This is a genomic window from Streptomyces sp. NPDC002787, from assembly GCF_053592095.1.
On the sequence record NZ_JBSFVC010000037.1, the window covers coordinates 14,927 to 41,564 of the forward strand.

Below are 26,638 nucleotides of genomic sequence, written 5' to 3' on the forward strand. Positions count from 1 at the left end.
ACGCTAGCCTCAGCCACCGACAACGGCGCGTGGACGAGTGCTGAGGAGTTCCATGAGCAGTGGGCAGGGCAAGGCGGACCGGGCGTACGACATCGTGCTCTACGGGGCCACGGGGTTCGTCGGGGAGCTCACCGCGGAGTATCTCGTCGAGCACGCGCCCGAGGGGCTGCGCTGGGCGATCGCCGGGCGCAGCGCGGAGAAGCTCGCGGCGCTGCGCGAGCGGCTGCCCGGCGGCGCGGAGATCGGGGTGCTCCAGGCGGACGGGTCCGATCCGCAGGCCGTGCGCGAACTCGCCCGGCAGGCCCGGGTGGTGGCCACGACCGTCGGCCCGTACGTGATCCACGGCGAGGAGCTGGTGGCGGCCTGCGCCGACGAGGGCACCGACTACCTGGACCTGACCGGTGAGCCCGAGTTCGTGGACCTCACCTACGTGCGGCACGACGCACGCGCGCGTGAGACCGGCGCGCGGATCGTGCACGCGGCGGGCTTCGACTCGATACCGCACGACCTGGGCGCGTACTTCACCGTGCGGCAGCTCCCGAAGGACGTGCCGATCACCGTGGACGGCTTCGTGCGGGCCGAGGGGATGTTCTCAGGCGGTACGTTCAACTCCGCGCTCACCGGGTTCTCGCGCACCCGGCAGACGATGGCCGCGGCGCAGGAGCGCAAGCGACACGAGCCGCGCATGGTGGGGCGGCGGGCGTACGCGCCGGTGAGCGCGCCCCGCTACGCCAAGGAGGTCGACGCGTGGGCGCTGCCGCTGCCGACCATCGACGCGCAGGTGGTGCAGCGCTCGGCGCGCGCCCTACAAAGCTACGGGCCGGACTTCCGCTACCGGCACTACGCGGCGGTGAAGACCCTGCCGTTCGCGGTGGGCGGGGTGGTGTTCGTCGGTGCGGTCGTCGCCGCCGCCCAAGTGCCGCCCGTCCGGCGCTGGTTGGGCGACCGGCTGAAGCCGGGTGAGGGGCCGAGCGCGGAGAAGCGGGCGAAGAGCTGGTTCTCGGTGCGGTTCGTGGGCGAGGGCGGCGGGCGCCGTGTCTTCACGGAGGTCGCGGGCGGCGACCCCGGCTACGGCGAGACGGCGAAGATGTTCGCCGAGTCCGCGCTGTGCCTGGCCCTCGACGACCTCCCGGCCACGGCGGGGCAGGTCACCACGGCGGTCGCGATGGGTGACGCGCTGATCGAACGGCTGCGCGCGGCCGGGATCACGTTCCGGGTGGCGGCGTCCCGGTAGCGCGCCAGGGGTGGCTCGGCGCACGCGGGCGTGGGCCCTAGTGGGCCCATCCCGTCAGCGTGTAGACCATCCCGCCGATCCAGGCCAGTCCGGCGATCAAGGCGAGCAGCAGTCCGGCCGTCACGGCACGCTCGACGGGCTGGGTGGGGCTGGCGGCGGGCTTCGGGGCTCGGTGCGTCGTCATACGGCACAGCCTGCCGATCATGACGACGCACCGGTATCCGTACTCGTACTCAGGTCGTACTCACGTTCAGCACCCGTGCCTACTCACCCGGCGGACTTCAGGGCCCGTCGGCAGAGGGAGTCGGCGCGGCGGGTGGACTCCGGGAGGCGGTAGGCCGGGGTGAGGGCCAGGGTGTGCGCGCAGGCGTTGTCGAGGCTCACCCGGTGGCCGACGGAGACGAAGACCGGCTTGACGCCGTCGCGGGTGCGCAGGGCTCGGCCCACCTCCTCGGCGTCGGCGAGGAGCGGTGAGGCGCTGCCGCGCGGGGCGGCGGGGTCGTCGTACGTGAAGGTGAAGGGGTTCTTGGCGACGCCGATCGTGGGGAGGCCGGTGAGAACGCCGAGGTGGGCGGCGAGGCCGAAGCGGCGCGGATGGGCGAGGCCGTAGCCGTCGCAGACGACGAGACCGGGGTCGCACGGCAGCGCGTCGAGGGCGGCGAGCACGGTCGGGATCTCCCGGAAGGCGAGCAGTCCGGGGACGTACGGGAAGGAGACCTGCCCGATCGCCGTGGCCTCGGCGACCACGTCGAGGGTCGCCGCGTCCAGCACCACGGCCGCCGCCGCGACCACGTCCCGCTTGTCGTCGTACGCCACGTCGACTCCGGTGACGTGTCCGGCACCGGGCGGCGGCCCGGTCTCGTCGAAGACCACCTTCCCCCGCAACTCGTCCTGCACGGCGAGGGCTTGTTCTTCGGTGGCGGGCCAGCCCGCGGGGATGCGTACGGTCGTCATGGTGCTGACGAGCGTACGCATCCCGGCGCGGGGGCTCGGGCAGGGGGCACGTGTCGCTACTTGTTGCCGAGGGCACGCTTGAGCTGGCCCTTGTTCATGTCCGAACGGCCCTTGACGCCCCGCCGCTTGGCCTCTTCGTAGAGCTGGTCGTACGTGGGCCCCTCGGACCCCTTGTGCGAGCGCTGTCCGCCGCGCTTGCTCGACGACATGTCCTGGGTGGAGGAGCGGCTCGCGGTCTTGGACTCGCCGGACCGGGCGCGTTCCTTGTTGACGGTCCGGGCCGCGATCTCCTTGGCGCGCGACTCGCTCTCACCGCGGTCCTGGGCGCTCTCCTTGATGTGCTCGTACTGGCGTTCCCTCTTCGGGCTCGAACCGCGTGGCATGGCCGATCACTCCCTTCGTGATTCGAACACGCCACAAGTATCCCATTTCGCCTGGAACAACCCAGCGGAGCGGCCCGAGATCGGTCAGTTCTCCAGCCGGGCCACTCGCCCCTTCTCCCCCGCCGCCCAGCAGCCCCGGTCGGGGGTGCAGTCGACGGTGTCGTACGAGCCGGTGTCGACCGTGCGCCAGGTGCGTCCGCCGTCGGTGGTGAGGTCGGTGCCGGTGGGGCCGACGGCGAGGGCGGCCGTACGGCTGTACGGGAGCCAGGCGACGCCGGAGCGGTAGGCGGGCGGGGGCTGCGCGGCGGGCGTCCAGGTGCGGCCCGCGTCGCCGGTGGTGGCCGCCGCCTGCGGTGACGGCTGGTCGGCCCGGTAGTCGCCGCCTACGGCGATGCCGTGCGCCCGGTCGCGGAAGGCGAGCGCGAAGACGCCCCGGGCGGGGTCGCCGGCCGGGACGGAGGTGTCGGCGACCGTCCAGGTCAGCCCCCGGTCGGCGGAGTGCAGCACACGCGCGCGTGCGGCCCCTCCGGTGGCCAGCCACACATCGCGCGGGCCCGAGCCGACCAGGCACTGCCCGCTCGCCGCGAAGCCCGCCTCGCCCTCCAGGGCCGGGGGCATGCCCTCGTTCGGCAGGACCTTCCAGGAGCGGCCGCCGTCCTTCGTGGACAGGATGCGGAACTTCCCGTCCACCGGGTCGCTCATGGCGAGTCCGTGGCGGGGGTCGAAGAAGGTGAGGCAGTCGTAGAAGGCGCGCGGGTCGGTGTTACGGAACGACTCGGTCCACGTCGCACCGCCGTCGTCCGTGCGGTACACGCGGGAGGCCTCGCCCTCCCCGATGGCCAGGACGACCGCCCTGCGTGCGTCGAACGCCTCGATGTCGCGGAACTGCAGCTCCTGTGCGCCGGGCGGTGAGACGTTGCGCCAGTTCTTGCCCCCGTCGCCGGTGCGCAGCACGGTCCCGGCGGAGCCCGCCACCCACGCGCTGTTCCGGCTGACCGCGGCGAGCCCGCGAAAGCGCACGTCAGTGCCGGTCTCCTTCAGTTCCCAGTGGGGTGGACGACCATCCCCGTGTGCCTCCGCGGGCACCGCCAGGGCGGCGGCGAGCGCCGCCGCGGCCAGGCCCGTCGTCATCGTCCGACTCGTCCGACTCATCCGTCTCGACTGCCCCAAGCCACTCATGGCGGGCGAAGCTAGTGCACCGATCCGGTGCCGTCCAGATGCCCTCGGCCGGGAACCGCCGGGCGGCGTCCGGTGTCCTCTCCCATATCCCGGAACACGGGATGAGAAATGGATCACCTCAGTGATTGGGCTCGGTGACAGAGGTCACTCGACCCTCGTGTGCACGGATCGGCCCGATCCGGCGTCTCTTGAAATGCCCGGCCTCAGTCATCCGGAGTCCGTCCAGTCGTCACAAGGGAGCAAGGCGTTGTCCACCGTCATCGAGCAGCCCGTAGAGGCCCGTCTCGTCGCCGCCGCGCCGCGGATGCCGAGCATTCCCGCAACGCTCCACTACGACCGGCGCGATCCCTTCGCCGTCCGTATGACCTTCCCTGCCCCGGCCACGCTGGAGGGTGTCGACGTCTGCTGGACCTTCGCCCGCGAGCTCCTGGTCACCGGTATGGAGGAGTCGGTCGGCTACGGGGACGTACGGGTCCGCCCGTACGGCTACGAGCGGCTGGTCCTGGAGTTCCACGCCCCGGAGGGCACCGCCGTGGTGCATGTCCACGCCGGTGAGGTACGGGGCTTCCTCGAGCGGACGACCGAGGCCGTGCCGCTCGGCCTGGAGCACCACCAGGTCGACCTGGACCACGACTTGGCGGAACTGATGCGCGACGCCTGCTGAGGCCGCACTCCTGGACGCCGCCCCGCTCCGCCCGGGGGCGGCCCGGCCGGGCGCCCGCCCTCGCCCGCCCGTCCGACCGGGCGCCGCGTTAATCCGTTGACAGCCCTCTGCCCCCTCCGTACGTTGTTCCACGGTCCTGTTGCCGTCGATTGGAGAAGGACGTTGCTCGTCTGAGGTCCTGAGACACCGCGTCACACACCTTGCCGTGTCACGGCTTTTCTGTGTGCGTTGCGTGCGACCTCGGCGTCGAGCCGTCCCCCGGCAGCGGGCTTTTCTCTTGCCCCCGTCGTGTCGCCCCTCGCGGTGTTTCGAACGCGTAGCCCCTGGCCGCTTCCAGCACACTCGCGAGGTTCCTCATGTCTACTCCCCTGTCTCTCACCTGCACCTCCCTGTCTTTCGCCTGGCCCGACGGCACCCCCGTCTTCGACGACCTGCAGATCGCCTTCGGCCCCGGCCGGACCGGTCTTGTCGGGGTCAACGGGTCAGGGAAATCAACGTTGTTGAAGCTGATCGCCGGTGAACTCACCCCGGCCGACGGCACCGTCCGCGTGGCCGGTGAGGTCGGCTACCTCCCGCAGAACGTCACGCTCGACACCGGCCTGAAGGTCGACGAGGCGCTCGGCATCTCCGCCGCCCGCGCCGCGCTGCACGCCATCGAGGCCGGTGACGTGGCCGAGGAGCACTTCGCCGCGGTCGGTGACGACTGGGACGTCGAGGAGCGTGCGCTGGCGACGCTCGGTCAACTCGGCCTCGGCCACGTCGACTTGGACCGCACCATCGGCGAGGTCTCGGGCGGCGAGTCGGTACTGCTGCGCCTGGCCGCACTGCTGCTGCGCCGACCCGACGTCCTGCTCCTGGACGAGCCGACCAACAACCTCGACCTGTACGCGCGGCGCCGGCTGTACGAGGCCGTCGAAGCGTGGTCCGGAGTCATGGTCGTGGTGAGCCATGACCGTGAACTCCTCGAACTGGTCGACCAGATCGCCGATCTGCACTCCGGTGAGGTCACCTGGTACGGCGGCAACTACTCGGTGTACGAGGAAGCGCTCGCCACCGAACAGGAGGCGGCCGAGCGGATGGTGCGGGTCGCCGAGGCCGACCTGAAGAAGCAGAAGCGCGAACTCGTCGAAGCCCACACGAAGTTGGCCAAGCGCACGCGCTACGCCAACAAGATGTACGAGAACAAGCGTGAACCCCGGGCCGTGATGAAACTGAGGAAACGCACGGCCCAGGTGTCCGCGGGCAAGCACCGGATCATGCACGAGGAGAAACTCACCGAGGCCAAGGAGCGCCTCGACGAGGCGGTGGAGGCCGTACGGGACGAGGACGAGATCCGCGTCGAGCTGCCGTACACGGCCGTGCCCCCGGGCCGTACCGTGCTCACCCTGCTCGACCTGGAGCTGAAGTACGGCGCCCGGGTGAAGGGCGGCTTCGATCTGCGCGGCCCGGAGCGGATCGCGCTGATCGGCCGTAACGGCGCGGGCAAGACCACGCTGCTGCGGACGATCGCGGGCGAGCTGGAACCGGTGAGCGGCGAGACGACGGCGCATGTCCCGCTGCGCTTCCTGCCACAGCGGCTCGACGTCCTCGACGACGAGCTGACGGTCGCCGAGAACGTGGCCCGGTTCGCGCCGGACGCCACCAACAACCGGGTCCGTGCCCGGCTCGCCCGCTTCCTGTTCCGGGGCGCCCGCGCCGACCAGCCGGCGGCGACGCTGTCCGGCGGGGAACGCTTCCGGGCCACCCTCGCCGCCCTGATGCTCGCCGAGCCCGCCCCGCAGCTGCTGATGCTGGACGAGCCTACGAACAACCTCGACATGGCGAGCGTGCGGCAGCTGACGACCGCCCTGGAGTCGTACGAGGGCGCGCTGGTCGTGGCCAGCCACGACCTGCCGTTCCTGGAGTCGATCGGGATCACCCGGTGGCTGCTGCTGGAGGAGGGGCGACTGCGGGCGACCACACCGGAGGAGGTCGGAGTGACCGACTGACACGGCACTCGTCGGGGGCGTCCACCTCGGGGTTTGGCTACCGCCGAGTATCTCAGGAGGGCCACAGCCTGCCTGCGGGGGTTTTGTCCACGTGGACCGGGGTTGCATGATGGCGGACCGGCGTCGCTTCACGGGCGCCGGAAAACCCTCGTTCGATTCGGAGTCACCCACGTGCCCAGCAAGAAGGCCCTTGTCCGCCGTCCCAGCCCCCGCCTGGCCGAAGGCCTCGTCACGCACGTCGAACGCACGGAGGTGGACGTCGACCTCGCGGTCGAGCAGTGGGAGGCGTACGGGGAGGCCCTGCGCACCCACGGCTGGGAGACGATCGAGGTGGACCCGGCCGACGACTGCCCGGACTCGGTGTTCGTCGAGGACACCGTGGTCATGTACAAGAACGTGGCGCTGATCGCGCGCCCGGGCGCCGAGTCCCGGCGCGACGAGACCGCCGGGATCGAGGAGGCCGTGGCGGCGCTCGGCTGCTCGGTGAACTGGGTCTGGGAACCGGGCACGTTGGAGGGCGGTGACGTCCTCAAGGCCGGCGACACGGTGTTCGTGGGCCGGGGCGGGCGCACCAACGCGGCCGGCGTCCAGCAGTTGCGGGCCGCGTTCGAGCCGCTCGGGGCGCGGGTGGTCTCGGTACCCGTGAGCAAGGTGCTGCATCTGAAGTCGGCGGTCACCGCGCTGCCCGACGGCACGGTCGTCGGGCACATCCCGAAGATGGACACGCCGTCGCTGTTCGGGCGCTTCCTGCCGGTGCCGGAGGAGGCCGGGGCCCATGTGGTGCTGCTCGGCGGCGACAAGCTGCTGATGGCGGCGAGCGCGCCGAAGACCGCGGAGCTGTACTCCGACCTCGGCTACGAGCCCGTCGTGGTCGACATCAGCGAGTTCGAGAAGCTCGAGGGCTGTGTGACTTGCCTCTCGGTGCGACTGCGGGAGCTGTACTCCTGACCGGGTGACTCCTCGCCCTCGCGGCCCCGGGACCTGCGGGTCCACGGGGCCCTCGGCACGCCCGCGGACGCCTACCGGACCCCGCTGATCAGCGATCTTTACAGCACACTTAACCTACGGCATCGTAACCTACGGATTCGTAGCCTACGATGCCGTAGGTCCAGGTCGCCCGCCCGCGACCGACCACGGAAATCTTGTCTTGTCCCCTGTTCGTCCCCCTGGAGCGTCTGTGTCGATCACTTCTCCCCATCTCGGCAGCCCGTCCACCGAATGGACCGACGCGCGGCTGCTGTACGCGCTGGAGGAAGTCGTCGAGAAGGAACTCAACCGGCATCTGAAGGTCACCAAGGACTGGATGCCGCACGAGTACGTGCCGTGGAGCGACGGCCGCAACTTCCCCGGTTTCTTCGAGGACGGCGAGGCCTGGGAGAAGGGGCAGTCGAAGGTCACCGAGATCGGCCGGATCGCCCTGGTGGTGAACCTGCTGACCGAGGACAACCTGCCCAGCTACCACCACGAGATCGCCTCCCTCTTCGGCCGTGACGGTGCCTGGGGCACCTGGGTGCACCGCTGGACCGCGGAGGAGGGCCGGCACGGCATCGTGATGCGCGACTACCTGCTCGCCTCGCGCGCGGTGGACCCGGACAAGCTCGAACAGTTCCGTATGTCCCACATGAGCGAGGGCTTCGAGTCGGACAACCGGCACTCGATGCTCCACACGGTCGCGTACGTCGCCTTCCAGGAGCTCGCCACCCGTGTCTCGCACCGCAACACCGGCCACCACTCCGGTGATCCCGTGTGCGACCGCATGCTGGCGCGCATCGCGACCGACGAGAACCTGCACATGATCTTCTACCGGAACCTGCTGAAGGCCGCGTTCGAGTTCGCGCCCGACCTCACCATGCAGGCCGTCCGCGACGTCGTGGTCAACTTCCGTATGCCCGGCCACGGCATGCCCGGCTTCGAGCGCGCCGCCGCGCAGATGGCGATCGGCGAGGTCTACAACATGCGCATCCACCACGACGACGTCCTCGCGCCCGTCATCCGCTTCCTGAAGATCATGGAGATCGACGGTCTCGGCCCGGAGGGCATGAAGGCCCAGGAGGAACTCGGCCTCTACCTGGGCGGACTCGACGCGGAGGCCCGCAAGTTCGACGAGAAGCTCGCGGCGCGCAAGGCGCGCATGGCGGCGCGGGGCGCCGGGGCGTAACGACCCCTCACCGCCGACGCTGTGGCCGAGGGGGCGGGGCGGCTGGATTCGAACCAGCGTGTTCCGGTTTTGGAGACCAGCGCGCCTGCCTCTGCGCTACGGCCCCGCCCTTGGGGGCAAGCCTAGCCCCTCCCACTCACCACTCCGCCTCCCGGTAGTCCTTCAGGAACACCCCTGACACCGGGTCGCCCGCCTCACCCCGCACGATCGGGTCGTAGACACGGGCCGCGCCGTCCACGATGTCGAGCGGTGTACGGAAGCCGGCACCGGCCATGCGGTGCTTCTTCGGGGCAGGGTTCTCGTCGGTGATCCAGCCGGTGTCGACCGCGCACATGTGGACGCCCTGGGCGGCCAGTTCGGCGGCGCTGGTGCGGGTGAGCATGTTGAGCGCGGCCTTGGCCATGTTGGTGTGCGGGTGGCCGGCCGTCTTGTTGCGCACGGCGAACCTTCCCTCGACGGCGGTCACGTTGACGACGTAACGGCGGGGGTGCGGGGCGGCCAGCAGCAGCGGCAGCAACCGGTCGCACAGGAGCGCCGGGGCGAGGGCGTTGACCAGCTGGGTCTCCAGGACCTCCGCCGGGTCGAGTTCGCCGAGCCGTGCCGACCAGGAGTTCTCCGGGGAGGGGTCGGGCAGCAGCCCGGCCTCGTCGGCCTCGCGCAACGCGACGGGCAACGCCGCGGCCCCGTCCCCCAGCATCCGCATCGGCGTGAACCCCGGCGCCTGCCGCGCCCCTTCGGGCAGCGCCTCGTACTCCCCGGCGGCGAGCAGGGCGTACGACTCAGGTGGCCGCCGTACCGTCTGGGCCGCGTTGTTCACCAGGATGTCGAGCGGCTCGCCCTGCCGCCGCAACTGATCGCACAGACCCAGTACTTGACGCGGGTCCCGTAGGTCGACGGCGACGACGGTGAGCCGGTCGAGCCACTTCTCGCTACCGGGCTCGGCGCGGAACCGCCGCACGGTGTCGTGCGGGAAGCGGCTGGTGACGAGGAGTTCGACGCCGTCGCGCAGCATCATCAACGCCAGCTGGAAGCCGATCTTCACCCGACCGCCGGTGAGCAGGGCGCGGCGACCGCTCAGGTCGGTGCTCAGGGCGCGGCGGGCGGTGTTGTCGGCGGCGCAGTCCGGGCAGAGCCGGTGGTAGAAGGAGTCGACCTGTCGATAGGGCGTCTTGCAGACATAGCAGGCGCGCGGCTTCCGGAAGACTGCGCCGCCGCCCCTCGCGGATGCCTCCAACGGCGCGTCCTCGCGACGCTCCAGGGCCCCGGTGGCGGTCGCGGCCATCGCCGCGGCGTCCGCCGCCGACTTCTCGGCGCCGAGGGCCTTACGGCGATGCAGCCGGCCGTCGCGCGCGAAGGAGGCGGCGACCTGCTCGGCCCGCAGCCGCACGGGATCGTCGACGGGCAGCGCACGCAGCCTGCCGACCGTGCGGTGAAAGGCCGCCAGCTCTTCCTCGGTGATGCCGCCACCGTCGCCCATCGTGCGCCCCGCCCCGCGTGTCCCGTGCCGCGTTCCCTGTCACGGCCCACGCGGTGTGCGGTGCCACGGAACAGTCGAGCGCGGTCCGGACGACCGGATTCGAACCGGCGTTTCCGCCCTGACAAGGCGGTGCGCCTGCCTCTGCGCTACGTCCGGACCGCGTCCCCGGATCCTATGCGCCCGCCCGCGTCGGGGCCCACCGATTTACGACCGAACAGACTTACCCGGTGCGGCGGTTCGCGGCCGGGTCAGTTCTGGTCGCTGCGCCGGAGTCGTAGTCTCTCCTTCTCGGAGAGTCCGCCCCAGACGCCGAACCGTTCGTCGTTGGACAGCGCGTATTCAAGACATGCGGTACGCATCTCGCACATGCCGCAGATGCGCTTCGCCTCACGCACCGAGCTGCCGGGCTCGGGAAAGAAGAAGTCTGCCCCCGTCTGCGCACACAGCGCCCGCTCCTGCCAGGCACGGTCGATCGGGGTGATCGTGTCGTTGTGCATGCACAGCATCGTGCCGGGCGCCGAAAAACGTTCGATCAACGCGACATCAACACGGCTCCCCTGCCCTCCATGCTGCTCTCCCCCACCCGGACGACGCACGGCGGCGCGCGGAGCGTTCCGGCCCCCACGCGCCGGAGGCCGGCCACCCACCCCGGGCACCCCAATGGCTGAGCCCCAGCCACGGCATCCCGGCTACGCGCGAGCGCTTGTCGGTGCGCGGTGCCAGACTCGGCGTACAGGCAACGGGCCCCTCGGACCCTCTCAGAGGAGCGCAGCAATGCTCACCACCCGTTATGTCACCGGCGCCCCGAACTGGATCGACCTCGGCACCCCCGACATCGAAGGCGCCGCCTCCTTCTACGACCACCTCTTCGGCTGGCGGTTCCAGTCGGCCGGCCCCGAGATGGGCGGCTACGGCTTCTTCCGGCTCGACGACCGCACCGCCGCGGCCGGCATGCAGAACCCCCCGGAGCAGGGCCCACCGTCCTGGAACATCTACTTCCAGACCCCGGACGCCGACGCCACGGCCGAGGCCGCCGAGCAGGCCCACGGTTCGGTGCTGATGCGGCCCATGGACGTGGCGGACGAGGGCCGCATGGCCATCCTCGCCGACCGGGCGGGCGTGCCCTTCGGCATCTGGGAGCCCCGCCGCAACACGGGCCTCGATGTCGTCATGGACCCAGGCTCGCTGTGCTGGCTGGAGCTGTACACGCCGGATCTGCCCGCGGCCGCCGGGTTCTACAACTCCGTGTTCGGCTGGGAGACCTCCGCGATCGACATCGCCGGCGGCAGCTACACCTGCGTGAACCCGGCGGGCACGGGAGCGAAGTCCATGTTCGGCGGCATCGTCCCGCTCGACGAGGACCCGAGCGAGGCCGGGTCGGGGCCGTACTGGCTGCCGTACTTCGAGGTCCCGGACACGGACGCGGCGGTGAGCCGGGCGCGGGAGCGCGGTGGCACGGTCCGTATGCCCGCCACGGACCTGGCGGGCGCGGGGCGCTTCGCCAAGCTCACCGACCCGTACGGGGCGCGGTTCGCGGTGATCAAGAGCGAGCAGCCGGAGGGCTGAGAGCCGGGCCGCCCGGACGACGGCCGAGGACGGTGTCCTCGGCCGTCGTCAGCTCATGAACGCCGAACATTCCTGAGAGCGCTCTCAGTCATAAGTCTTGACGCCTCAACTCCCCCTGGGAACAGTGGGTGCACCACAGCAGGGGCCCCGTCCGCTGTGCCTCCAGTCCCCCACGTCCAGGAGGCCCACCGTGATTTCCCGCCGTATCTTCCTGTCCGGAACCGCCGCCGCCGTCGGCGTGCCCGCACTCGGGAGCGCTCTCGGCACGCCCGCCCGTGCCGAGAGCGCTCCCGCCACCTGCCAACTCATCCTGCGCAACGCCTCGTTGCCGGGCACGGTCCGGGCGTATGTCACCGGGCACGAGCAGTCGACGGGTGCCTGGGTACTGTTGCGGGCCGACGGCGGTGTGTACCGGCCGGCCTCGCCCTCGGCTCCGCAGACACCGCTGCCGGTGGACTGCGCCATCCCGCTCGGCCCGGCCGGCTCGGCGCCGACCGTGCTGACACTCCCTCAGATGTTCGGCGCTCGCGTCTACTTCGTGCGGGACAGCACCTTGGACTTCTTCCTCAATCCGGGCCCCGCGCTGGTCGAGCCCGCCTTCGCCACGCCCGCCGACCCCAACTACGGCAAGACGTGGTCGTTCTGCGAGTTCACCTTCAACCCGACGCAGCTGTTCGCCAACATCAGCTACGTCGACCTGGTGACGGCCCTGCCGATCGGTCTGACGCTGGAGGGTGACGCCACGCACACCGTCGCCCCGCTGCCCGACGGGGCGGTGGACCGGATCGCCGCGGATCTGGTGGCACAGTCGGCGCGGGACGGCCAGCCGTGGGACCAGCTCGTCATGCGGGGCGGCGACGGCAAGGTGCTGCGGGTCGTCTCACCGCAGAACCTGATGGCGCCGCACTTCGGCCAGCCCGACCGGATGCCGTTCCGCGCCTACTGGGACTCCTATGTCGGCCAGGTGTGGGAGAAGTACCGCACGACCGACCTGCGGATCGACCTCCAGGGCGGCCGGGGCGTCCTCACCGGGCGGGTCTCCGGCGACACCCTCACCTTCACCGGCGGCCACTCCTTCGCCAGGCCGACCTCGAAGGACGTCTTCACCTGCAACCACGGCCCGTTCGCCAACAACCCCGGCGACCCCGACGACAAGAAGGCCCTCCTCGCCCGGCTCGCCGCCGGCTTCAACCGCTCGATCATGCTCACCCATCCGACCCAGCCGAACGGGGCGACGGCGTCCGACTACTACCGGGGGGCCGTGACCAACCACTGGGCGCGCGTGGTGCACGCCAACTCGCCCATCGGGTACGCGTTTCCGTACGACGACGTACGCCCCGACGGTCAGCCGGACGTGTCGGGCGCGGCCCACGACGGCAATCCTCGCCGGTTCACGGTGACGGTCGGCGCGTAGGCGCTCCGCTGGGTGGGCCGTGATGTCCGTGCTCGTCTGCCGCGACGTCGTGGCTGGTCGCGCCCGCAGCACGGCGGAGCCGCACAGGGATGCGGCCCCGCGCCCCTTGCAGGGCGCTGGTGTCACGCGGAGGCGCGGCGTACCAGTGTCGTCGGCAGGACGACACTGGACAGTGCGCCGCCCAGGCCCTGGCCGGCCCCTTGCTCGCGCACGTCGGGTCCGCGTCGTTCGAGAGCCCGGAGCAGGAGCCTGGTCATCAACCGCCCCATCTCCTCTATGTCCTGACGGATCGTCGTCAACGGGGGCTCGGACCGCTCGGCCACCGGCAGCATGTCGTCGAAGCCGACCACGGCGACGTCCTCGGGAACCCTCCGCCCCTGTTCCCGCAGCACGCGCAGCGCGCCCGAGGCGGACACGTCGTTGGCGGCGAACACCCCGTCCAACTCGGGGCAGCGGTCGAGGAGTTCCCGCATGGCGCGCTCCCCGCCCGCCGGGGTGAAGTCCCCTTCCACGATCAGCCGGGGATCGGCGTCGACCATGACGTCCCGGAACCCGTCGAGCCGGTCCACGGCGGAGGTCTGGTCGAGGGGTCCGGTGATGTGGGCGATCCGGGTGCGGCCGAGGCCGACGAGATGACGTACGGCGTCCCGCGCGCCGCCCCGGTTGTCGCTGTCGACGTACACCGTGGGCGTGTCGCCACGCGTGCCGTCCGCCCAGCCGGGACGGCCGCCGAACACGGTGGGCACTCCGGCGCCCCGGATCAGCCCGGGCAGCGGGTCGTCCAGATGCAGCGAGAAGACGAGCGCCCCGTCGACATGCCCTCCGGCGAGATACCGGCCCACCCGCGCGTAGTCCTCGGGTCCTTCGGTGAGCAGCAGCACGAGCTGAGAGTCGTGTGCGGTCAACTCCTTGCTGATTCCCCGGAGTTGGAGCGCGAAGAAGGGGTCGGCGAAGACCCTCGTCTCGGGCTCGGCGATCACGACGGCCACGGCGTCGTGCCGCCGGGTGACGAGACTGCGGGCGGCCTGGTTCGGCACATACCCGAGTTCCTCGACCGCCCTGCGCACCCGCTCGACCAACGGCTCCCGGACGCCCTCGCCCCCGTTGACGACCCGCGACACCGTCGCCCGGGACACCCCGGCCCGCGCGGCCACGGCTTCCAACGTGGGGCGCGACGCAGTATCGGTCACTTCGGAACACTCCTCGGGGCGGCTGCGATCAGGATAGCCCTGTGGAGGACGCCGGTGAGAGCGCTCCCGAGGCGGCGGGGGACGGCCGGCCGTGTTGACCTTCGAGTGGGTTGAAGCCCAAGGATGGGCGGGTGCCACATTCCGATCCGCTGTCCTCGTCCGGTCCGCCGTCCCCTTCCGATCCGCTGCCCCCTTCCGGTCCGCCGTCCCCTCCCGCGCTGATGCCGATCGGTGTCTTCGCGAGACACAGCGGTCTGACTTCCAGCGCGTTGCGGTTCTACGCCGACTCCGGGCTGCTGCGGCCCGCCGAGGTCGATCCGGTCTCCGCCTACCGCTACTACACCGCCGACCAGATGGCACGGGCCACCGCGCTGCGCCGGCTCCGTGAGATCGGCATGCCGCTCACCGCGGTCGAGGCGGTCCTCGACACCGGGCCGGAAGAGGCGGGCCGGTTGATCGACGAGCACGTCGCGAGGGTCGTCGGGGACGCGGTGGCGGCGCAGCGGCAGGCCGTGCTCATCAAGTCGTCTCTGGGCGACGTGCCGAGCGTGCCGATCGCCACGCTGAAGGGGCCCGTGCTGGCCGACGCGGTCGAGCAGGTCCTGACCGCGACGGCGCGTGAGCCGGAGCTGCCGGTGCTGGGTGGTCTGCGGATCGAGGCGGACCAGGAGGCGCTCACGTTGACCGCGACCGACCGCTACCGGCTGTCGACGCGGACGCTGGTTCCGTCCGAGCCGCCGACGACGACGTGGGCGGCCACGGTCGGCGGCGACGAACTACGGGCCGCGGCCGCCGAGGCACGCCGCAGCGCGCTGGTGCGCGTCGAGGCGACCCCGCACGGGATCTGGCTGCGTATGGCGGACCGGGAGGACCTGGAGGACCGGTACTGCCGGGCGCTCGCCGAGGAGTTCCCCGACTTCCGGCTGATGCTCGCGTCGTTGCCGGAGGTCACCACCCGCGTGACCCTCGCGAAGGATCTGCTCCTGCGGGCCCTGGAGGAGCACCGCGGCGAGCGGGTCGCCCTGCACGTGCCCGAGGACGCCACGGCCCTCTCGGTGGCGGGTGACGAGCAGTCCGAGAGGCGGCTTCCGGCCGCGGTGACCGGACCGGAACTCGACATCTGGTTCGCGCTGACGACGCTCTATCCCGCCGTGAGCACCGCCGTCGGGCCCGACGTGATGCTCGACCTGCGCGGGGCCGACCAGCCGGTCACGATCCGCTCCGCCGATCGCGGTGACCTCACCACGGTGGCCATGCCCATCAAGCCCGACAGTTCCGTCCAGGGAAAGCGACGAGGAGCACACCCGTGACCGTCTCCGCCACCAGCACCGACCCGACCATGGAAGCCATCGGCCAAGCCGTCGCCGAAGGCCACGCCGGCGACACCGCCTCCGCCCGTCGGAAGCTCCTGGACCTCTGGTCCGAGATCGGAGTCACCGGCGACGCGCTGCACCGCTGCACCCTCGCGCACCACTTGGCGGACCTTTGTCCGGACCCCGTGCAGGCCCTGGTCTGGGACGTACGGGCCCTGGACGCCGCCGACGCCGTGACCGAGCGGCGCGTCCAGGAGCACGACGCCGGTCTGCACATCGCCGGCTTCTACCCGTCCCTGCACCTCAACCTCGCCGACAACCACCGTCGGCTCGCGTCCTTCCAAGCCGCCGCCGAACACATCCAGGCGGCGAGGGAGCACACCCCGAGTCTCCCCCGGGGCGCGTACGGCGACCTCATCCGCACCGCGATCGAGCAGGTGGCCGAGGCCATCGGCCGGCGGGACACGGCCGAGCGGACCTCCGCGCCCGGCACCACCGCATGACGCACGCTCACGGCCTGGCTCTCAGTGCTCGTGGGACGTCCCGGAGGTCCCGGACGACTCGGATGCCTCGGACCCACCGGACGCCCCAGACCCGTGCGGCTCATGGGGCTCGTATCCCGGGATCGTCCCGTCCGTCTTGCGTACCAGGAACAGGCCGACCATGCCCATGTCGGAGTGGCTCTGGACGTGGCAGTGGTACATCCAGGCGCCGGCTCCGACGCCTTCGCCCGCGATGACCTGGAAGCCGAAGGAGTCGGCCGGCCCGACGATCTTGTTGTCGATGACCTGGCTGGGGTCGTCGGGGCCGGTGAGCATGCCGGTGCGGTTGTCGGCCCAGCGGTGACCGTGCATATGGAACGTGTGGTAGTACTCGCCGTGCGTGATGACGACGAACTCGACGCGGTCGCCCACGGTCGCGTCGAAGTTGGGGCCGGAGTGGGCGGGCTTGTTGTTGATGAGCAGGTCGTTGAAGACGACGGTGACGGTCTTGTCGGGGAGGACGTCGCCCTTGCGGCGGACGATGACCGGGCCGTAGAGGCCCTTGCGGAGGCCGCCCGTGCCGTGTTCCGTGCCGACGACGTGGTCGTGGTAGTGCCAGTAACCGGCGCTGCCCGCACGCCAGGTGCCGTCCTTGCGGGCGCCGGGGGTATGGGTGCGCCAGGTGTAGGTGCGGGTGCCGCCGGGCTCGACGTCGCTCTTGTTCAGCTTGGTGCCGTCGCTGGAGATCTCGTAGTCGAGGCCGTGGACGTGCAGGCTCGCCGCCACGTCCATCGTGTTCTCGAACTCGATGTGCAGCGTGTCGCCCTCGTTGAGTTCGATCAGCGGACCCGGGATCGAGGCCTTGCCCTTCTCGAAGCCGTAGCCCATCTGCCCGTCGGGCAGCTTCTCGGCGTACATCTTGATGTGCCTGACCTCGCCACCGGCCGGGGCGGTCCTGGCCCGCGTGGCGGCGCTCGCGGTCTCGGAGGTACCGACGGTCTCGATGGCCACGGACAACGATGTCGCGGCGGCCGCGCCGCCCAGCAGCACCCGCCGGTTGAACCCTCGTCTGTCCATTCCGTCCATGCGGAACTCCCCACCCTGCTACGGAACTTGCGGAGACGCAGCTGTGATCAACCTGTGAGACGGTAGCGGCCGAGGGGCTGTTTATCCACACCCAGGACAAAGTTCGTGCCATTACGGTCATAGGTATTGGCGAGCCGCACAAAGGGGTCTAGCTTCCTTGGCGCTGTTGCTGTGACCGAGGAGGTGCCCATGTACTTACGAGGGTTGAGCGACGCCAAGAGACGGGCCTGGGCGGCCACCCTGACCGCCTCGGTCGTCACCGCGGGGCTCCTGTCGAGCCCCGCGGCACAGGCGCGCCCGGCGCCGGAGCCGCCGCTGACAACGATGTCGATCAAGTCGCCACCGGGCGGTTCGGGCCCTCAGGTGCTGATCTTCCACGGCTCCGCGGCGGCCGGGGAGGAGTCTCCGGTCGTGAACGCCGGGATCGAGGCGATCGAACGGATCGGGCTGTCCGGACCGGCCGCGGAGCGGTTCGGGGTCGTCGCCACCGACGACGCCTCCGTCTTCACCGACGAGACCCGGCTGAGCGGGTTCAACGCCGTCGTCTTCCTGACCGGCGGCGGTGACGTCCTGGATCCGGAGCAAGAGGCGGGCCTCGAAACCTATATGGAGGCGGGCGGTGGTTTCGTCGGCGTCCATGACGCGGCGCGTGCCGAGCCGTACTCGGACTGGTTCACGGGTCTGATCGGCGCCCGCCCGGCCGCGTCCAGCCCGACGACCGTACAGCGGGCGACCGTCGAGGTCGGTGACCGGAGGCATCCGGCCACCAAGGACCTGCCCGTGCAGTGGAAGCGGCCCGACAAGTGGTTCAACTGGACGAAGAACCCGTCCGGCACCGTGCACACCGTGGCCCGGGTGCGCGAGTCGACGTACCAGCCGGGTGCGAGCGCCAACGGCTGGGACCATCCGGTGAGTTGGTGCCGTGACTACGACGGCGGCCGTTCCTTCTACACGGGCATGGGCGGCACTGTCGCGGCGTACGACGAGACGGACTTCCGTACGCATCTGCGCGGCGCCCTGCTCTGGACCTCCCGCCTGACGCAGGCGGACTGCAAGGCGACGATCGACGCCAACTACAAGGCGGAGCGGCTGACGCAGCCCAACCAGCCCGGTCAGAACGACCAGATCGGCGAACCGCACGGCCTGGTCACCGCCCCCGACGGACGGGTCTTCTATATCGGGCGGGGTGGCGCCGACTCGTCGCAGCCCGTGGTCACCGACTGGAGCAACCCGGACATCGGCAAGGGCAAGGGCGAGATCCACGTCTACGACCCGAGGACCAAGAAGGTCACCCTCGCGGGCGCTCTCACCGTCTTCGGCAACAAGGGCGGCGGCGACGAGCTGATCAAGGTCGAAGAGGGCCTGCTGGGTATCGAGTTGGACCCGGCCTTCCAGCGGAACGGCTGGGTGTACCTGCACTACACGCCGCACTCCGAGATCAAACGCGACACCCGGATGGCGGAGCGCCGTGTCTCCCGCTTCACCCTCGACCTCGCGAGCAACAAGCTGGACCTGGGCAGCGAGAAGGTGCTGCTCAAGTGGCCGGTGCAGATCCACAGTTGCTGCCACGCGGGTGGCGGGATGACCTGGGATTCGAAGGGCAACCTCTACATCGCGACCGGCGACAACAACTCCAGTGGCTTCAGCGCCGGTTACTCGGGCAACAACCCCGAGCCGAACTACAAGGGCGTCTCCTTCGCGGACGCGCGCCGCACCGCCGGCAACACCAACAACCTCAACGGCAAGATCCTGCGCATCCACCCGGAGCCCGACGGCACGTACACCCTGCCCGACGGCAACCTCTTCACCGGGAAGGAGACCGACGAGGGCGGCGGCAAGACACGCGGCGAGATCTATGTGATGGGCGTCAGGAACCCCGCCCGTATCTTCGTCGACCAGCGGACGGACGTCCTCTACGCCGGCTGGGTCGGCCCGGACGCGAGCGCGCCGTCGACGACCTGGGGCCCGGCGAAGTACGACACCTTCGCCGCCATCACCGAGGCGGGCAACCGGGGCTGGCCGTACTGCATGGGCAACAAGCAGCCCTACCGGGACCGCAATCTGCCGGACCCGTCGAAGCCGCTCGGCTGGTACGACTGCGACCACCCGAAGAACGAGTCCCCGAACAACGACGGACTCGTCAACCTGCCACCGGTGACCGGCAACAACATCTGGTACTCACCGCAGGGCGGCGCCCCCGACTTCCCCCGGGACGCCGACGGCATCCCCTCGTACAGGAACGAAGAGGCGAAGTACCTCCTGCCGTGGCTGAAGGGCGGCGGACAGGCCACGATGAACGGGCCGGTGTACCGGTACGACGGTGCCGTCACCGGCTCCGGTCAGTGGCCGGCGTACTGGGACGGCAAGTGGTTCGTCGGCGACTTCTACGACGCCGACCAGCCGCGCCACGCGGTGCTCACCGACCCGAAGAACCAGGGCAGCGGCGGGCTCCCGATCCACGCGGAGTCGCTGAAGAAGATCGTGCCGGTCGGCAACAACGGCATCAGGAACCTGATGGACTGGAAGTTCGGGCCGGACGGCGCGCTGTACGTCCTCGACTACGGGCGCGGCTTCTTCACCTCGGACCCCAGGTCGGCACTGTGGCGCGTCACCTACACGGGCGGCGGCCCCACGCCGGCGGCCGACGAGCTGGCGAGGAAGGCGGAGTGATGCGGGAAAGACGCTTGTGGGCGGCCTTGTTGGCGGCCCTGCTGATGGTGCTCGGGCTCACGTCCACGCCCGCCTCCGGCCGTACGGAGGAGCCCAAGGAGCCGACCGCCGCCGCCCAGGTGCTCACCTGGACCGCCGGCGACGACATCACGAAGTACACGACCGCGCCGCGGACCGCGGTGGCCGGCCCGACCACCATCGTCTTCGAGAACAGCACGGCGACCGGCAACACCATGGGGATGCCGCACACGCTGACGTTCGACGTGTCCGACCCCGAGTACAACAACGACGTCCCGCTGAACATCCTGGCCAACCCCGGCGACGACCAGGGCGGCCGACACACGGCCGAGGTCACGCTCACCCCCGGCCGCTACCGCTACTACTGCACGATCCCCGGGCACGGTCAGATGCAGGGCATCCTCGTGGTGACGGAGGGCACCGGCGAGGACACCACCGCGCCCGAGACGTCCGCCTCCGTGAGCGGGACGCAGAACTCCCAGGGCGCGTACGTCGGTTCGGCGTCCGTGACGGTGAGCGCGACCGACACGGGCGGCACGGGTGTCGAGCGGATCGAGTACGCGATCGGCGACACCGGCGCCTGGCTGCCGTACACCACGCCCGTGGTGATCGACCAGGTCGGCGCCCACGAGGTCCGCTACCGGGCGGTCGACAGGGCGGGCAACACGGCGGACGAGAAGAGCGTCGAGTTCACCGTCGTGGCACCGCCGACGGACGACACGACCGCGCCCGAGACCTCGGCGACGGTGGCCGGTGAGAAGAACCCGCAGGGCGACTACGTCTCCATGGCGACGGTCACCGTCTCCGCGTCGGACACCGGATCGGGGGTCAACACCATCGAGTACGCGCTCGGTGACGCGGGGGCCTGGCAGCCGTACACCGCGCCCGTGATGGTGCACGAGATCGGCACGCACAAGGTGCGCTACCGGGCCACGGACAAGGCGGGGAACGTCGCGGCCGAGAAGAGCGTCGGCTTCACCGTCGTCGCCCCGCCCGCCGACGACACCACACCGCCGGTGACGGGCGTGACCGTCGAGGGCGACCGGAACTCCGCCGGGGCGTACCTCAAGAGCGCGAAGGTCACCGTCAGCGCCACCGACCACGGCGGCTCGGGTGTCGCCGCGATCGAGTACTCGCTGGACGGCGGCCCGTATCTCGCCTACACCGCACCGGTCCTGGTCGACCGCGCGGGCACGCACGCGGTCGCGTACCGGGCGAGCGACAAGGCGGGCAACACGGCCGCCGCCCGCTCGGTGAGCTTCACCGTGGTCTCGGGCGGCGGTGTTCCCGCGCCCAACTGCGCCGAGTATGACGAGAGGTTGACGGTCTTCGTCGGTACGGTCGACTCGGGTGTGCCGAACCGGGTCACCAACAACCGGTGCCGTATCAACGAGTTGATCGAGGACGAGAAGGAGTGGACCTCCCACGCGCTGTTCCTGAAGCACGTGGACACGGTCCTCGACAAGCTGTTCAGGGAAGGCGTCGTCGACCTGCGCGAGTACACGGCCGTGAAGGAGGCGGCGGAGGAGTCCGGCATCGGCAAGCCCGGCCAGACGGAGGGGTACCGGACGATCCTCGACGGCACGGCGGAGTCGTTCGCCAAGTGGCAGCAGGTGGGCGGCGGTTCGTTTGCGCTGAACGCCGACGGCTCGATCACCTCCGGGACGACGAAGGCCGGGCTCGGCATGCTGTGGTTCCCCGAGCGCAAGTACGGCGACTTCTCGCTGCGCCTCCAGTGGCGCGACGACGCGCCCGGCACGTCCAACGCCAACTCCGGTGTGTTCGTGCGGTTCCCGTGGGTCCACGAGCACCCCGAGGAGTCACGGCCGGAGTGGGTGGCCATCAAGTACGGCCATGAGGTGCAGGTCCTGGACCGGCCCGACGGCGACATGTACAAGACGGGCTCGGTCTACGGCTTCGACCGGGTGGGGCTCGCCGGTGCGGGCGTCACCCAGAAGGGCACCTGGAACGACTACGAGATCCGTGTGGTCGACCAGCACTACTCGGTCTACCGCAACGGCGTGCTGATCAACGAGTTCGACAACATCGGCGGCCAGGACTTCACCCCGCCCCGCTCGGACGACCCGGGCACGGACGGGCGGCGGTTCGCCTCCGGCTACCTCGGACTCCAGGTGCACGGCACGACGGATGTCGTCTCCTACCGGGACATCCGGATCAAGGAACTGTAGGGAACTCCGGTGCCCCGCGTCCCGCGAGGGGCGCGGGGCACTGTCATGTCTTCTTCGCCCTGCTCGGCTGCACCCTCTTCGGCTCCCCCGGCATCTTCGGGTACTCCGGCGGATACGGCAGATCCCCCAGCCCGTGATCGTGCTCGTCCCGCGCGGCCAGCTCCAGCAGCGCCTCCAGAGAGAACGCGTGGTCGTCCATGTCGGCGTGCACGTCACCGACCTCGGCGAAGCGCGCCGGCATGGTCGCCAGGTCGAAGTCCCGGGGAACGGCGACACCCACCTCGTCCCAGGTGAGGGGCGCGGACACGGGCGCGTGCGGTCGGGGTCGTACGGAGTACGCGGAGGCGATGGTGCGGTCGCGGGCGGTCTGGTTGTAGTCGACGAAGATCTTCTTTCCCCGTTCCTCCTTCCACCAGGCCGTGGTCACCTGCTCCGGCATCCGGCGCTCCAGCTCCCGGGCGACGGCGATGGCGGCGCGGCGCACCTGGGTGAAGGTCCAGTCGGGCCGGATCGGCACGAAGACGTGCAGGCCACGGCCGCCGGAGGTCTTGGGCCAGCCGCGCAGGCCGCCGTACTCGTGCAGGACCTCGCGCAGTTCATGGGCGGCGCGGACCGCGTCGGCGTAGTCGGTGCCGGGCTGCGGGTCGAGGTCGATGCGGAGTTCGTCGGGGTGGTCGACGTCGTCGCGGCGGACCGGCCACGGGTGGAAGGTGAGGGTGCCGAACTGGGCGGCCCACACGACGGCGGCGACCTCGGTGGGGCACATCTCGTCGGCGCTGCGGCCGCTGGGGAAGGTGATGTGGGCGGTGGGGATCCAGTCGGGCATGTTCTTGGGGGCCCGCTTCTGGAAGAAGTTCTCGCCCGTCACGCCCTCCGGGTAGCGCTCCAGGGTGGTGGGCCGGTCGCGCAGGGCCCGCAGGATGCCGGGGCCGACGGCGATGTAGTACCGGGCGAGGTCCAGCTTGGTGAAGCCCCGCTCCGGGAAGAAGATCCTGTCCGGGCTGGACAGCCGTACCGTCCGCCCCGCCGCCTCCAGTTCCACCGCTTCACCCATGCGAGCCACGGTAGGCGGAAGGGCAGGATGCCGCATACCGGGCGAATCTCACCGCGCGGCAGTGGAATCACGATCGCAGAATCGGAGCATGGAGCTCCCGGTGATGCCGCCCGTGAAACCGATGCTCGCCAAGTCCGTGGCGACGATCCCGCCGGGCATGCACTACGAGGCCAAGTGGGACGGGTTCCGGGCGATCGTGTTCCGCGACGGGCACGAGGTGGAGATCGGCAGCCGGACCGGGAAGACGCTGACCAGGTACTTCCCCGAGCTGGCGCAGGCTCTGCGGGAGCGGTTGCCGGACCGCTGTGTGATGGACGGCGAGGTCGTGATCGTCCGGGAGGGGCGGCTGGACTTCGACGCCCTGACCGAGCGCATCCATCCGGCGGACTCCCGCGTCCGGATGCTGGCCGAGACGACCCCGGCGTCCTTCGTGGCCTTCGACATGCTCGCCCTGAACGACGAGTCACTGCTCGCCGTCCCGCTCACCGATCGGCGCGCGCTCCTCGAACTGGCCCTGTCCGAGGTCACCGCCCCCGTCCATCTCGCCCCGGCGACCACGGACCGTGAGCTGGCCGAGCAGTGGTTCGACCAGTACGAGGGAGCGGGCCTGGACGGCGTGATCGCCAAGCCGCTCAACCTGCTCTACCGGCAGGACGAGCGGGCCATGTTCAAGATCAAGCACGAGCGCACGGCCGATGTGGTGGTCGCCGGCTACCGCCTCCACAAGAGCGGGCCGGTGGTCGGCTCACTGCTGCTGGGCCTCTACGACGCCGGGGGCACCCTGCAGCACGTGGGGGTGTGCGCCGCGTTCCCCATGAGGCGGCGCGCGGAGCTGGTGGAGGAGTTGGAGCCGCTGCTGATGGAGGACGTCGGGGCGCACCCCTGGGCGGCCTGGGCCGAGGAGGCGGCGCACGACACGGCACGGCTGCCGGGCGCGCCGAGCCGCTGGTCGGCGAAGAAGGACTTCTCCTGGGTGCCGCTGCGGCCCGAGCGGGTCGCCGAGGTGGCGTACGACCACATGGAGAACGGCGTCCGCTTCCGCCACACGGCCCGTTTCCGCCGCTGGCGCCCGGACCGCACGGCCGAGAGCTGCACCTACGCGCAGCTGGAGGAGCCGGTGACCTACGACCTGGCGGAGATCCTGGGCGCCTGAGACCGAGGTGCCGGTCGCCGGGCGATACAGGCCTAGTCAGGGCTCCATGATCAGGATCAGGGCGATACAGGCCTAGTCAGGGCTCCATGATCACCTTCACCGCCCCGTCCTCCTTGCGCTGGAACATCTCGTAGGCGTGCGCGGCCTCGGTGAGCGGCACCCGGTGGGTGGCGAAGGAGTCGACGCCGAGGGGGTCGTCGTCGGTGAGGAGGGGCAGGATGTCGTCGGTCCAGGTGCGGACGTTGGCCTGGCCCATGCGCAGCCGGATCTGCTTGTCGAACATGGTGAGCAGGGGCAGCGGGTCGACCTTGCCGCCGTAGACGCCGGACAGGGAGATCGTGCCGCCGCGCCGGACGAGGTCGATGGCCGTGTAGAGGGCGGCCAGCCGGTCCACGCCGAGGCGTTCGGTGAGCCGTGAGCCGATGGCCCGGGGCAGCAGTCCGGTCGCGTTCTGGGCGAGCCGGGCGGCCGCGCTGCCATGGGCCTCGGTGCCGACGGCGTCGATCACCGAGTCGGGGCCGCGTCCGGCGGTCCGGTCCTGGACCGCGCCGACCAGGTCCTTCTCGCTGTCGAAGTCCCTGAGGTCGAAGGTCTCGACGCCCCGTTCGCGCGCCCGGCGCAGCCGCTCGGGCACCAGGTCGACCCCGATCACCTGCTCGGCTCCGCGCTGCAGGGCCACCCGGCAGGCCATGTCCCCGATGGGGCCGAGGCCGAGCACGGCGACGCTGCCGCCGGGCGGGACGTGCGCGTACTCGACCGCCTGCCAGGCGGTGGGCAGGACGTCGGAGAGATAGAGGAACCGGTCGTCGGGCGGGCCCTCCGGGACCTTGATCGGCCCGAACTGCGCCTGGGGGACGCGCAGATACTCGGCCTGGGCGCCCGGGACCGCGCCGTACAGCCGGGTGTAGCCGAAGAGGGCCGCGCCCATGCCCTCGCCGGTGCACTGGGTGGTCTCGCACTGGGTGGGCAGTCCGGTCAGACACATCCAGCAGGAGCCGCAGGCGATCTGGAACGGTACGACGACCCGGTCGCCGGCCGCCAGGTCGGGCACCCCGGCGCCGACCTCCTCGACGATGCCCATGGGTTCGTGGCCGAGGATGTCGCCCGGCGTCATGAACGGGGTGAGGACCTCGTACAGGTGCAGGTCGGAGCCGCACAGCCCGCTGGAGGTGATCCTGATGATCGCGTCCGTCGGCTCCTGGAGCACCGGATCGGGCACGGTCTCCACGCGCACGTCCCGCTTGCCCTGCCATGTCACTGCCTTCATCGCGCCCACGCTCCGTCCGTCGCCTCGGCCAGCAGGTGGCGCACGAGTACCCGGCACCCCACCCCCGAACCGCCGGATCGGGGCCCGCCTCCGGCCGCCCAGCCCGCCCGTCCAACAGGACGCGCACGGTCAGAAAGAATCAGGTATGGCCATCTATGGACTTATAAGCGCACAATCAAAGGCAACATGGACGGGATGGGCACAGTGGGCATGGGTGTGAAGGCGCGGAGGCGGCGACGCCGTGGGACGACGGGGGCACTGCTGGCCGCCGTGACCGCGGGCATCGTGCTGGCGGGCTGCACCTCGGGCGGCGGACCGGACGACGACGGTCGCGGGAACGAGCGCCGGGACACCCCGACCAGCACCGCGCCGGCGGGCTCCGTACTCGCCGTCAAGATCGACAACGTCCGCGCCGCCCGCCCCCAGACCGGCCTCGACGCCGCCGACATCGTCTACGCCGAACAGGTCGAGGGCGGCCTGAGCCGTCTGATGGCCGTGTACGCGACGAAGTTCCCGGAGGACGTCGGCCCGGTGCGCAGCGCCCGCGAATCCGATCTGGAACTCCTGCGCCAGTTCGACGAGCCGACCCTCGCCTTCTCCGGCGCCCAGAGCAAGCTGCTCCCCCTCATCGACCAAGCGCCCCTGCACGCACGGAGCCCCAAGGACGCGACCGACGCGTACTTCCGCGGAGAGGACCAACCCGCCCCGCACAACCTCTACGTGCGCCCCGAGAGACTGATCGGCTCCCCGCCCGGCGACGCCGCCCTCACCACCGGCTTCCGCTACGGCCCCGCACCCGCCGGCGGCACCCCCGAAGACTCCCGCACGATCCGTTACCCGGCGGCCCGCTTCACCTTCACCTGGTCCGACGACCAGCGACGCTGGCTCGTCTCCATGGACGGCACCCCCACGGTCACCACCGACGACACCCGGGTCGCCCCGGCCACGGTGGTGGTGCAGTACGTCAAGATCCGCGAGTCGCGGTTCCAGGACTACCTGGGCAACAACACCCCCTACACGGAGACGGTGGGCTCGGGCCGCGCGGAGATCCTGCGGGACGGCCGGGCCTTCGAGGCCGACTGGGAGCGCGCGACGCCCACGGACGGCACGACCTTCACCACGCCGGACGGCAAACCGCTGAACCTCGCGAAGGGCCAGGTGTGGGTGGTGTACACCAGCGCCCCGTGACGGGCACGGAA

23 protein-coding genes and 2 tRNA genes are annotated in these 26,638 nt (G+C 70.7%); 13 read left to right on the forward strand and 12 right to left on the reverse strand.

Annotated features, from left to right (window positions below):
* Positions 1-52: 52 nt before the first annotated feature.
* Positions 53-1,234, forward strand: a complete 1,182-nt coding sequence (locus ACWD26_RS37125) for a saccharopine dehydrogenase family protein (protein ID WP_451276951.1) — start codon at positions 53-55, stop codon at positions 1,232-1,234.
* A gap of 37 nt (positions 1,235-1,271) precedes the next feature.
* Here ACWD26_RS37125 and mmpA read toward each other — a convergent pair whose 3' ends face one another.
* The 4 genes from mmpA to ACWD26_RS37145 form a co-directional block, all read right to left on the reverse strand.
* Complete coding sequence (mmpA, locus tag ACWD26_RS37130) at positions 1,272-1,418, reverse strand: morphogenic membrane protein MmpA (protein ID WP_451276953.1); 147 nt, start codon at positions 1,416-1,418, stop codon at positions 1,272-1,274.
* An 83-nt stretch (positions 1,419-1,501) separates the two neighbouring features.
* Complete coding sequence (locus ACWD26_RS37135; protein ID WP_451276955.1) at positions 1,502-2,188, reverse strand: endonuclease V; 687 nt, start codon at positions 2,186-2,188, stop codon at positions 1,502-1,504.
* A 56-nt stretch (positions 2,189-2,244) separates the two neighbouring features.
* A complete protein-coding gene (locus ACWD26_RS37140; RefSeq protein WP_451276957.1) occupies positions 2,245-2,571 on the reverse strand; it encodes a plasmid stabilization protein in 327 nt (108 codons plus the stop codon).
* An 84-nt stretch (positions 2,572-2,655) separates the two neighbouring features.
* Positions 2,656-3,702, reverse strand: coding sequence for a WD40/YVTN/BNR-like repeat-containing protein (locus ACWD26_RS37145; protein WP_451276958.1), 1,047 nt, complete (start codon positions 3,700-3,702; stop codon positions 2,656-2,658).
* A gap of 295 nt (positions 3,703-3,997) precedes the next feature.
* On the opposite strand from ACWD26_RS37145, the gene ACWD26_RS37150 reads away from it, so the two are divergent.
* The 4 genes from ACWD26_RS37150 to ACWD26_RS37165 all read left to right on the forward strand — a co-directional run bounded on the left by ACWD26_RS37150 (position 3,998) and on the right by ACWD26_RS37165 (position 8,560).
* Positions 3,998-4,414: an SsgA family sporulation/cell division regulator gene (locus tag ACWD26_RS37150; protein ID WP_451276960.1), complete on the forward strand. Its 417-nt coding sequence runs from the start codon at positions 3,998-4,000 to the stop codon at positions 4,412-4,414.
* Positions 4,415-4,770: 356 nt separating this feature from the next.
* Positions 4,771-6,402: an ABC-F family ATP-binding cassette domain-containing protein gene (locus ACWD26_RS37155; RefSeq protein WP_451276962.1), complete on the forward strand. Its 1,632-nt coding sequence runs from the start codon at positions 4,771-4,773 to the stop codon at positions 6,400-6,402.
* Between the two features lie 171 nt (positions 6,403-6,573).
* The gene (gene ddaH / locus ACWD26_RS37160) at positions 6,574-7,350 is read left to right on the forward strand and encodes a dimethylargininase (RefSeq protein ID WP_451276964.1); all 777 of its coding nucleotides are present in this window, start codon (positions 6,574-6,576) and stop codon (positions 7,348-7,350) included.
* A gap of 229 nt (positions 7,351-7,579) precedes the next feature.
* A complete protein-coding gene (locus ACWD26_RS37165) occupies positions 7,580-8,560 on the forward strand; it encodes an acyl-ACP desaturase (RefSeq protein ID WP_451276966.1) in 981 nt (326 codons plus the stop codon).
* A gap of 32 nt (positions 8,561-8,592) precedes the next feature.
* Here the strand turns inward: ACWD26_RS37165 and ACWD26_RS37170 are convergent.
* From ACWD26_RS37170 to ACWD26_RS37185, 4 genes are all read right to left on the reverse strand, one after another.
* Positions 8,593-8,668 (reverse strand) — tRNA-Trp (locus tag ACWD26_RS37170).
* Positions 8,669-8,696: 28 nt separating this feature from the next.
* Entirely contained in the window at positions 8,697-10,037 is a 1,341-nt protein-coding gene (locus ACWD26_RS37175) for an SDR family NAD(P)-dependent oxidoreductase (protein ID WP_451276968.1), read from the reverse strand.
* 84 nt (positions 10,038-10,121) lie between these two features.
* Positions 10,122-10,193, reverse strand: a tRNA-Asp gene (locus ACWD26_RS37180).
* Between the two features lie 92 nt (positions 10,194-10,285).
* The gene (locus tag ACWD26_RS37185; RefSeq protein ID WP_451276970.1) at positions 10,286-10,534 is read right to left on the reverse strand and encodes a WhiB family transcriptional regulator; all 249 of its coding nucleotides are present in this window, start codon (positions 10,532-10,534) and stop codon (positions 10,286-10,288) included.
* Between the two features lie 277 nt (positions 10,535-10,811).
* Between ACWD26_RS37185 and ACWD26_RS37190 the strand changes: the two genes are divergently transcribed.
* A complete protein-coding gene (locus ACWD26_RS37190) occupies positions 10,812-11,603 on the forward strand; it encodes a VOC family protein (protein WP_451276972.1) in 792 nt (263 codons plus the stop codon).
* 190 nt (positions 11,604-11,793) lie between these two features.
* Complete coding sequence (locus ACWD26_RS37195) at positions 11,794-13,017, forward strand: glycoside hydrolase family 64 protein (protein WP_451276974.1); 1,224 nt, start codon at positions 11,794-11,796, stop codon at positions 13,015-13,017.
* Between the two features lie 122 nt (positions 13,018-13,139).
* On the opposite strand, the gene ACWD26_RS37200 is transcribed toward ACWD26_RS37195, so the two are convergent.
* Positions 13,140-14,207 (reverse strand): LacI family DNA-binding transcriptional regulator, encoded by a 1,068-nt coding sequence (locus tag ACWD26_RS37200; RefSeq protein ID WP_451276976.1) that lies wholly within the window; start codon positions 14,205-14,207, stop codon positions 13,140-13,142.
* 221 nt (positions 14,208-14,428) lie between these two features.
* Between ACWD26_RS37200 and ACWD26_RS37205 the strand changes: the two genes are divergently transcribed.
* Positions 14,429-15,517 (forward strand): DNA polymerase III subunit beta family protein, encoded by a 1,089-nt coding sequence (locus tag ACWD26_RS37205; protein ID WP_451277035.1) that lies wholly within the window; start codon positions 14,429-14,431, stop codon positions 15,515-15,517.
* A gap of 29 nt (positions 15,518-15,546) precedes the next feature.
* Entirely contained in the window at positions 15,547-16,023 is a 477-nt protein-coding gene (locus ACWD26_RS37210; protein ID WP_451277037.1) for a hypothetical protein, read from the forward strand.
* 21 nt (positions 16,024-16,044) lie between these two features.
* Here ACWD26_RS37210 and ACWD26_RS37215 read toward each other — a convergent pair whose 3' ends face one another.
* The gene (locus ACWD26_RS37215; RefSeq protein ID WP_451277039.1) at positions 16,045-17,079 is read right to left on the reverse strand and encodes a multicopper oxidase domain-containing protein; all 1,035 of its coding nucleotides are present in this window, start codon (positions 17,077-17,079) and stop codon (positions 16,045-16,047) included.
* A gap of 198 nt (positions 17,080-17,277) precedes the next feature.
* Between ACWD26_RS37215 and ACWD26_RS37220 the strand changes: the two genes are divergently transcribed.
* Both ACWD26_RS37220 and ACWD26_RS37225 read left to right on the forward strand, forming a co-directional pair.
* Positions 17,278-19,758: a ThuA domain-containing protein gene (locus tag ACWD26_RS37220; protein WP_451276977.1), complete on the forward strand. Its 2,481-nt coding sequence runs from the start codon at positions 17,278-17,280 to the stop codon at positions 19,756-19,758.
* Positions 19,758-21,965: an OmpL47-type beta-barrel domain-containing protein gene (locus ACWD26_RS37225; protein ID WP_451276979.1), complete on the forward strand. Its 2,208-nt coding sequence runs from the start codon at positions 19,758-19,760 to the stop codon at positions 21,963-21,965. The genes ACWD26_RS37220 and ACWD26_RS37225 overlap by 1 nt, the downstream gene beginning before the upstream one ends.
* Before the next feature lie 43 nt (positions 21,966-22,008).
* On the opposite strand, the gene ligD is transcribed toward ACWD26_RS37225, so the two are convergent.
* Positions 22,009-23,019, reverse strand: a complete 1,011-nt coding sequence (ligD, locus tag ACWD26_RS37230; RefSeq protein ID WP_451276981.1) for a non-homologous end-joining DNA ligase — start codon at positions 23,017-23,019, stop codon at positions 22,009-22,011.
* Between the two features lie 88 nt (positions 23,020-23,107).
* On the opposite strand from ligD, the gene ACWD26_RS37235 reads away from it, so the two are divergent.
* The gene (locus ACWD26_RS37235; protein ID WP_451276983.1) at positions 23,108-24,172 is read left to right on the forward strand and encodes an ATP-dependent DNA ligase; all 1,065 of its coding nucleotides are present in this window, start codon (positions 23,108-23,110) and stop codon (positions 24,170-24,172) included.
* 76 nt (positions 24,173-24,248) lie between these two features.
* Here the strand turns inward: ACWD26_RS37235 and ACWD26_RS37240 are convergent, their stop codons facing one another.
* The gene (locus tag ACWD26_RS37240; RefSeq protein ID WP_451276985.1) at positions 24,249-25,439 is read right to left on the reverse strand and encodes a zinc-dependent alcohol dehydrogenase; all 1,191 of its coding nucleotides are present in this window, start codon (positions 25,437-25,439) and stop codon (positions 24,249-24,251) included.
* 186 nt (positions 25,440-25,625) lie between these two features.
* Here ACWD26_RS37240 and ACWD26_RS37245 point away from each other — a divergent pair, with 186 nt between their 5' ends.
* On the forward strand, positions 25,626-26,627 hold the full coding sequence (locus tag ACWD26_RS37245; protein WP_451276987.1) for a DUF3048 domain-containing protein: 1,002 nt from the start codon (positions 25,626-25,628) through the stop codon (positions 26,625-26,627).
* Positions 26,628-26,638 lie beyond the last annotated feature (11 nt).

Coding starts and splice junctions, on each gene's coding strand:
- ACWD26_RS37125 (WP_451276951.1), top strand. CDS start 53: ATGAGCAGTGGGCAGGGCAAGGCGGACCGGGCGTACGACATCGTGCTC.
- mmpA (WP_451276953.1), bottom strand. CDS start 1,418: ATGACGACGCACCGAGCCCCGAAGCCCGCCGCCAGCCCCACCCAGCCC.
- ACWD26_RS37135 (WP_451276955.1), bottom strand. CDS start 2,188: ATGACGACCGTACGCATCCCCGCGGGCTGGCCCGCCACCGAAGAACAA.
- ACWD26_RS37140 (WP_451276957.1), bottom strand. CDS start 2,571: ATGCCACGCGGTTCGAGCCCGAAGAGGGAACGCCAGTACGAGCACATC.
- ACWD26_RS37145 (WP_451276958.1), bottom strand. CDS start 3,702: ATGACGACGGGCCTGGCCGCGGCGGCGCTCGCCGCCGCCCTGGCGGTG.
- ACWD26_RS37155 (WP_451276962.1), top strand. CDS start 4,771: ATGTCTACTCCCCTGTCTCTCACCTGCACCTCCCTGTCTTTCGCCTGG.
- ACWD26_RS37175 (WP_451276968.1), bottom strand. CDS start 10,037: ATGGGCGACGGTGGCGGCATCACCGAGGAAGAGCTGGCGGCCTTTCAC.
- ACWD26_RS37185 (WP_451276970.1), bottom strand. CDS start 10,534: ATGCACAACGACACGATCACCCCGATCGACCGTGCCTGGCAGGAGCGG.
- ACWD26_RS37190 (WP_451276972.1), top strand. CDS start 10,812: ATGCTCACCACCCGTTATGTCACCGGCGCCCCGAACTGGATCGACCTC.
- ACWD26_RS37205 (WP_451277035.1), top strand. CDS start 14,429: ATGCCGATCGGTGTCTTCGCGAGACACAGCGGTCTGACTTCCAGCGCG.
- ACWD26_RS37210 (WP_451277037.1), top strand. CDS start 15,547: ATGGAAGCCATCGGCCAAGCCGTCGCCGAAGGCCACGCCGGCGACACC.
- ACWD26_RS37215 (WP_451277039.1), bottom strand. CDS start 17,079: ATGGACAGACGAGGGTTCAACCGGCGGGTGCTGCTGGGCGGCGCGGCC.
- ACWD26_RS37220 (WP_451276977.1), top strand. CDS start 17,278: ATGTACTTACGAGGGTTGAGCGACGCCAAGAGACGGGCCTGGGCGGCC.
- ACWD26_RS37225 (WP_451276979.1), top strand. CDS start 19,758: ATGCGGGAAAGACGCTTGTGGGCGGCCTTGTTGGCGGCCCTGCTGATG.
- ligD (WP_451276981.1), bottom strand. CDS start 23,019: ATGGGTGAAGCGGTGGAACTGGAGGCGGCGGGGCGGACGGTACGGCTG.
- ACWD26_RS37235 (WP_451276983.1), top strand. CDS start 23,108: ATGGAGCTCCCGGTGATGCCGCCCGTGAAACCGATGCTCGCCAAGTCC.
- ACWD26_RS37240 (WP_451276985.1), bottom strand. CDS start 25,439: ATGAAGGCAGTGACATGGCAGGGCAAGCGGGACGTGCGCGTGGAGACC.
- ACWD26_RS37245 (WP_451276987.1), top strand. CDS start 25,626: ATGGACGGGATGGGCACAGTGGGCATGGGTGTGAAGGCGCGGAGGCGG.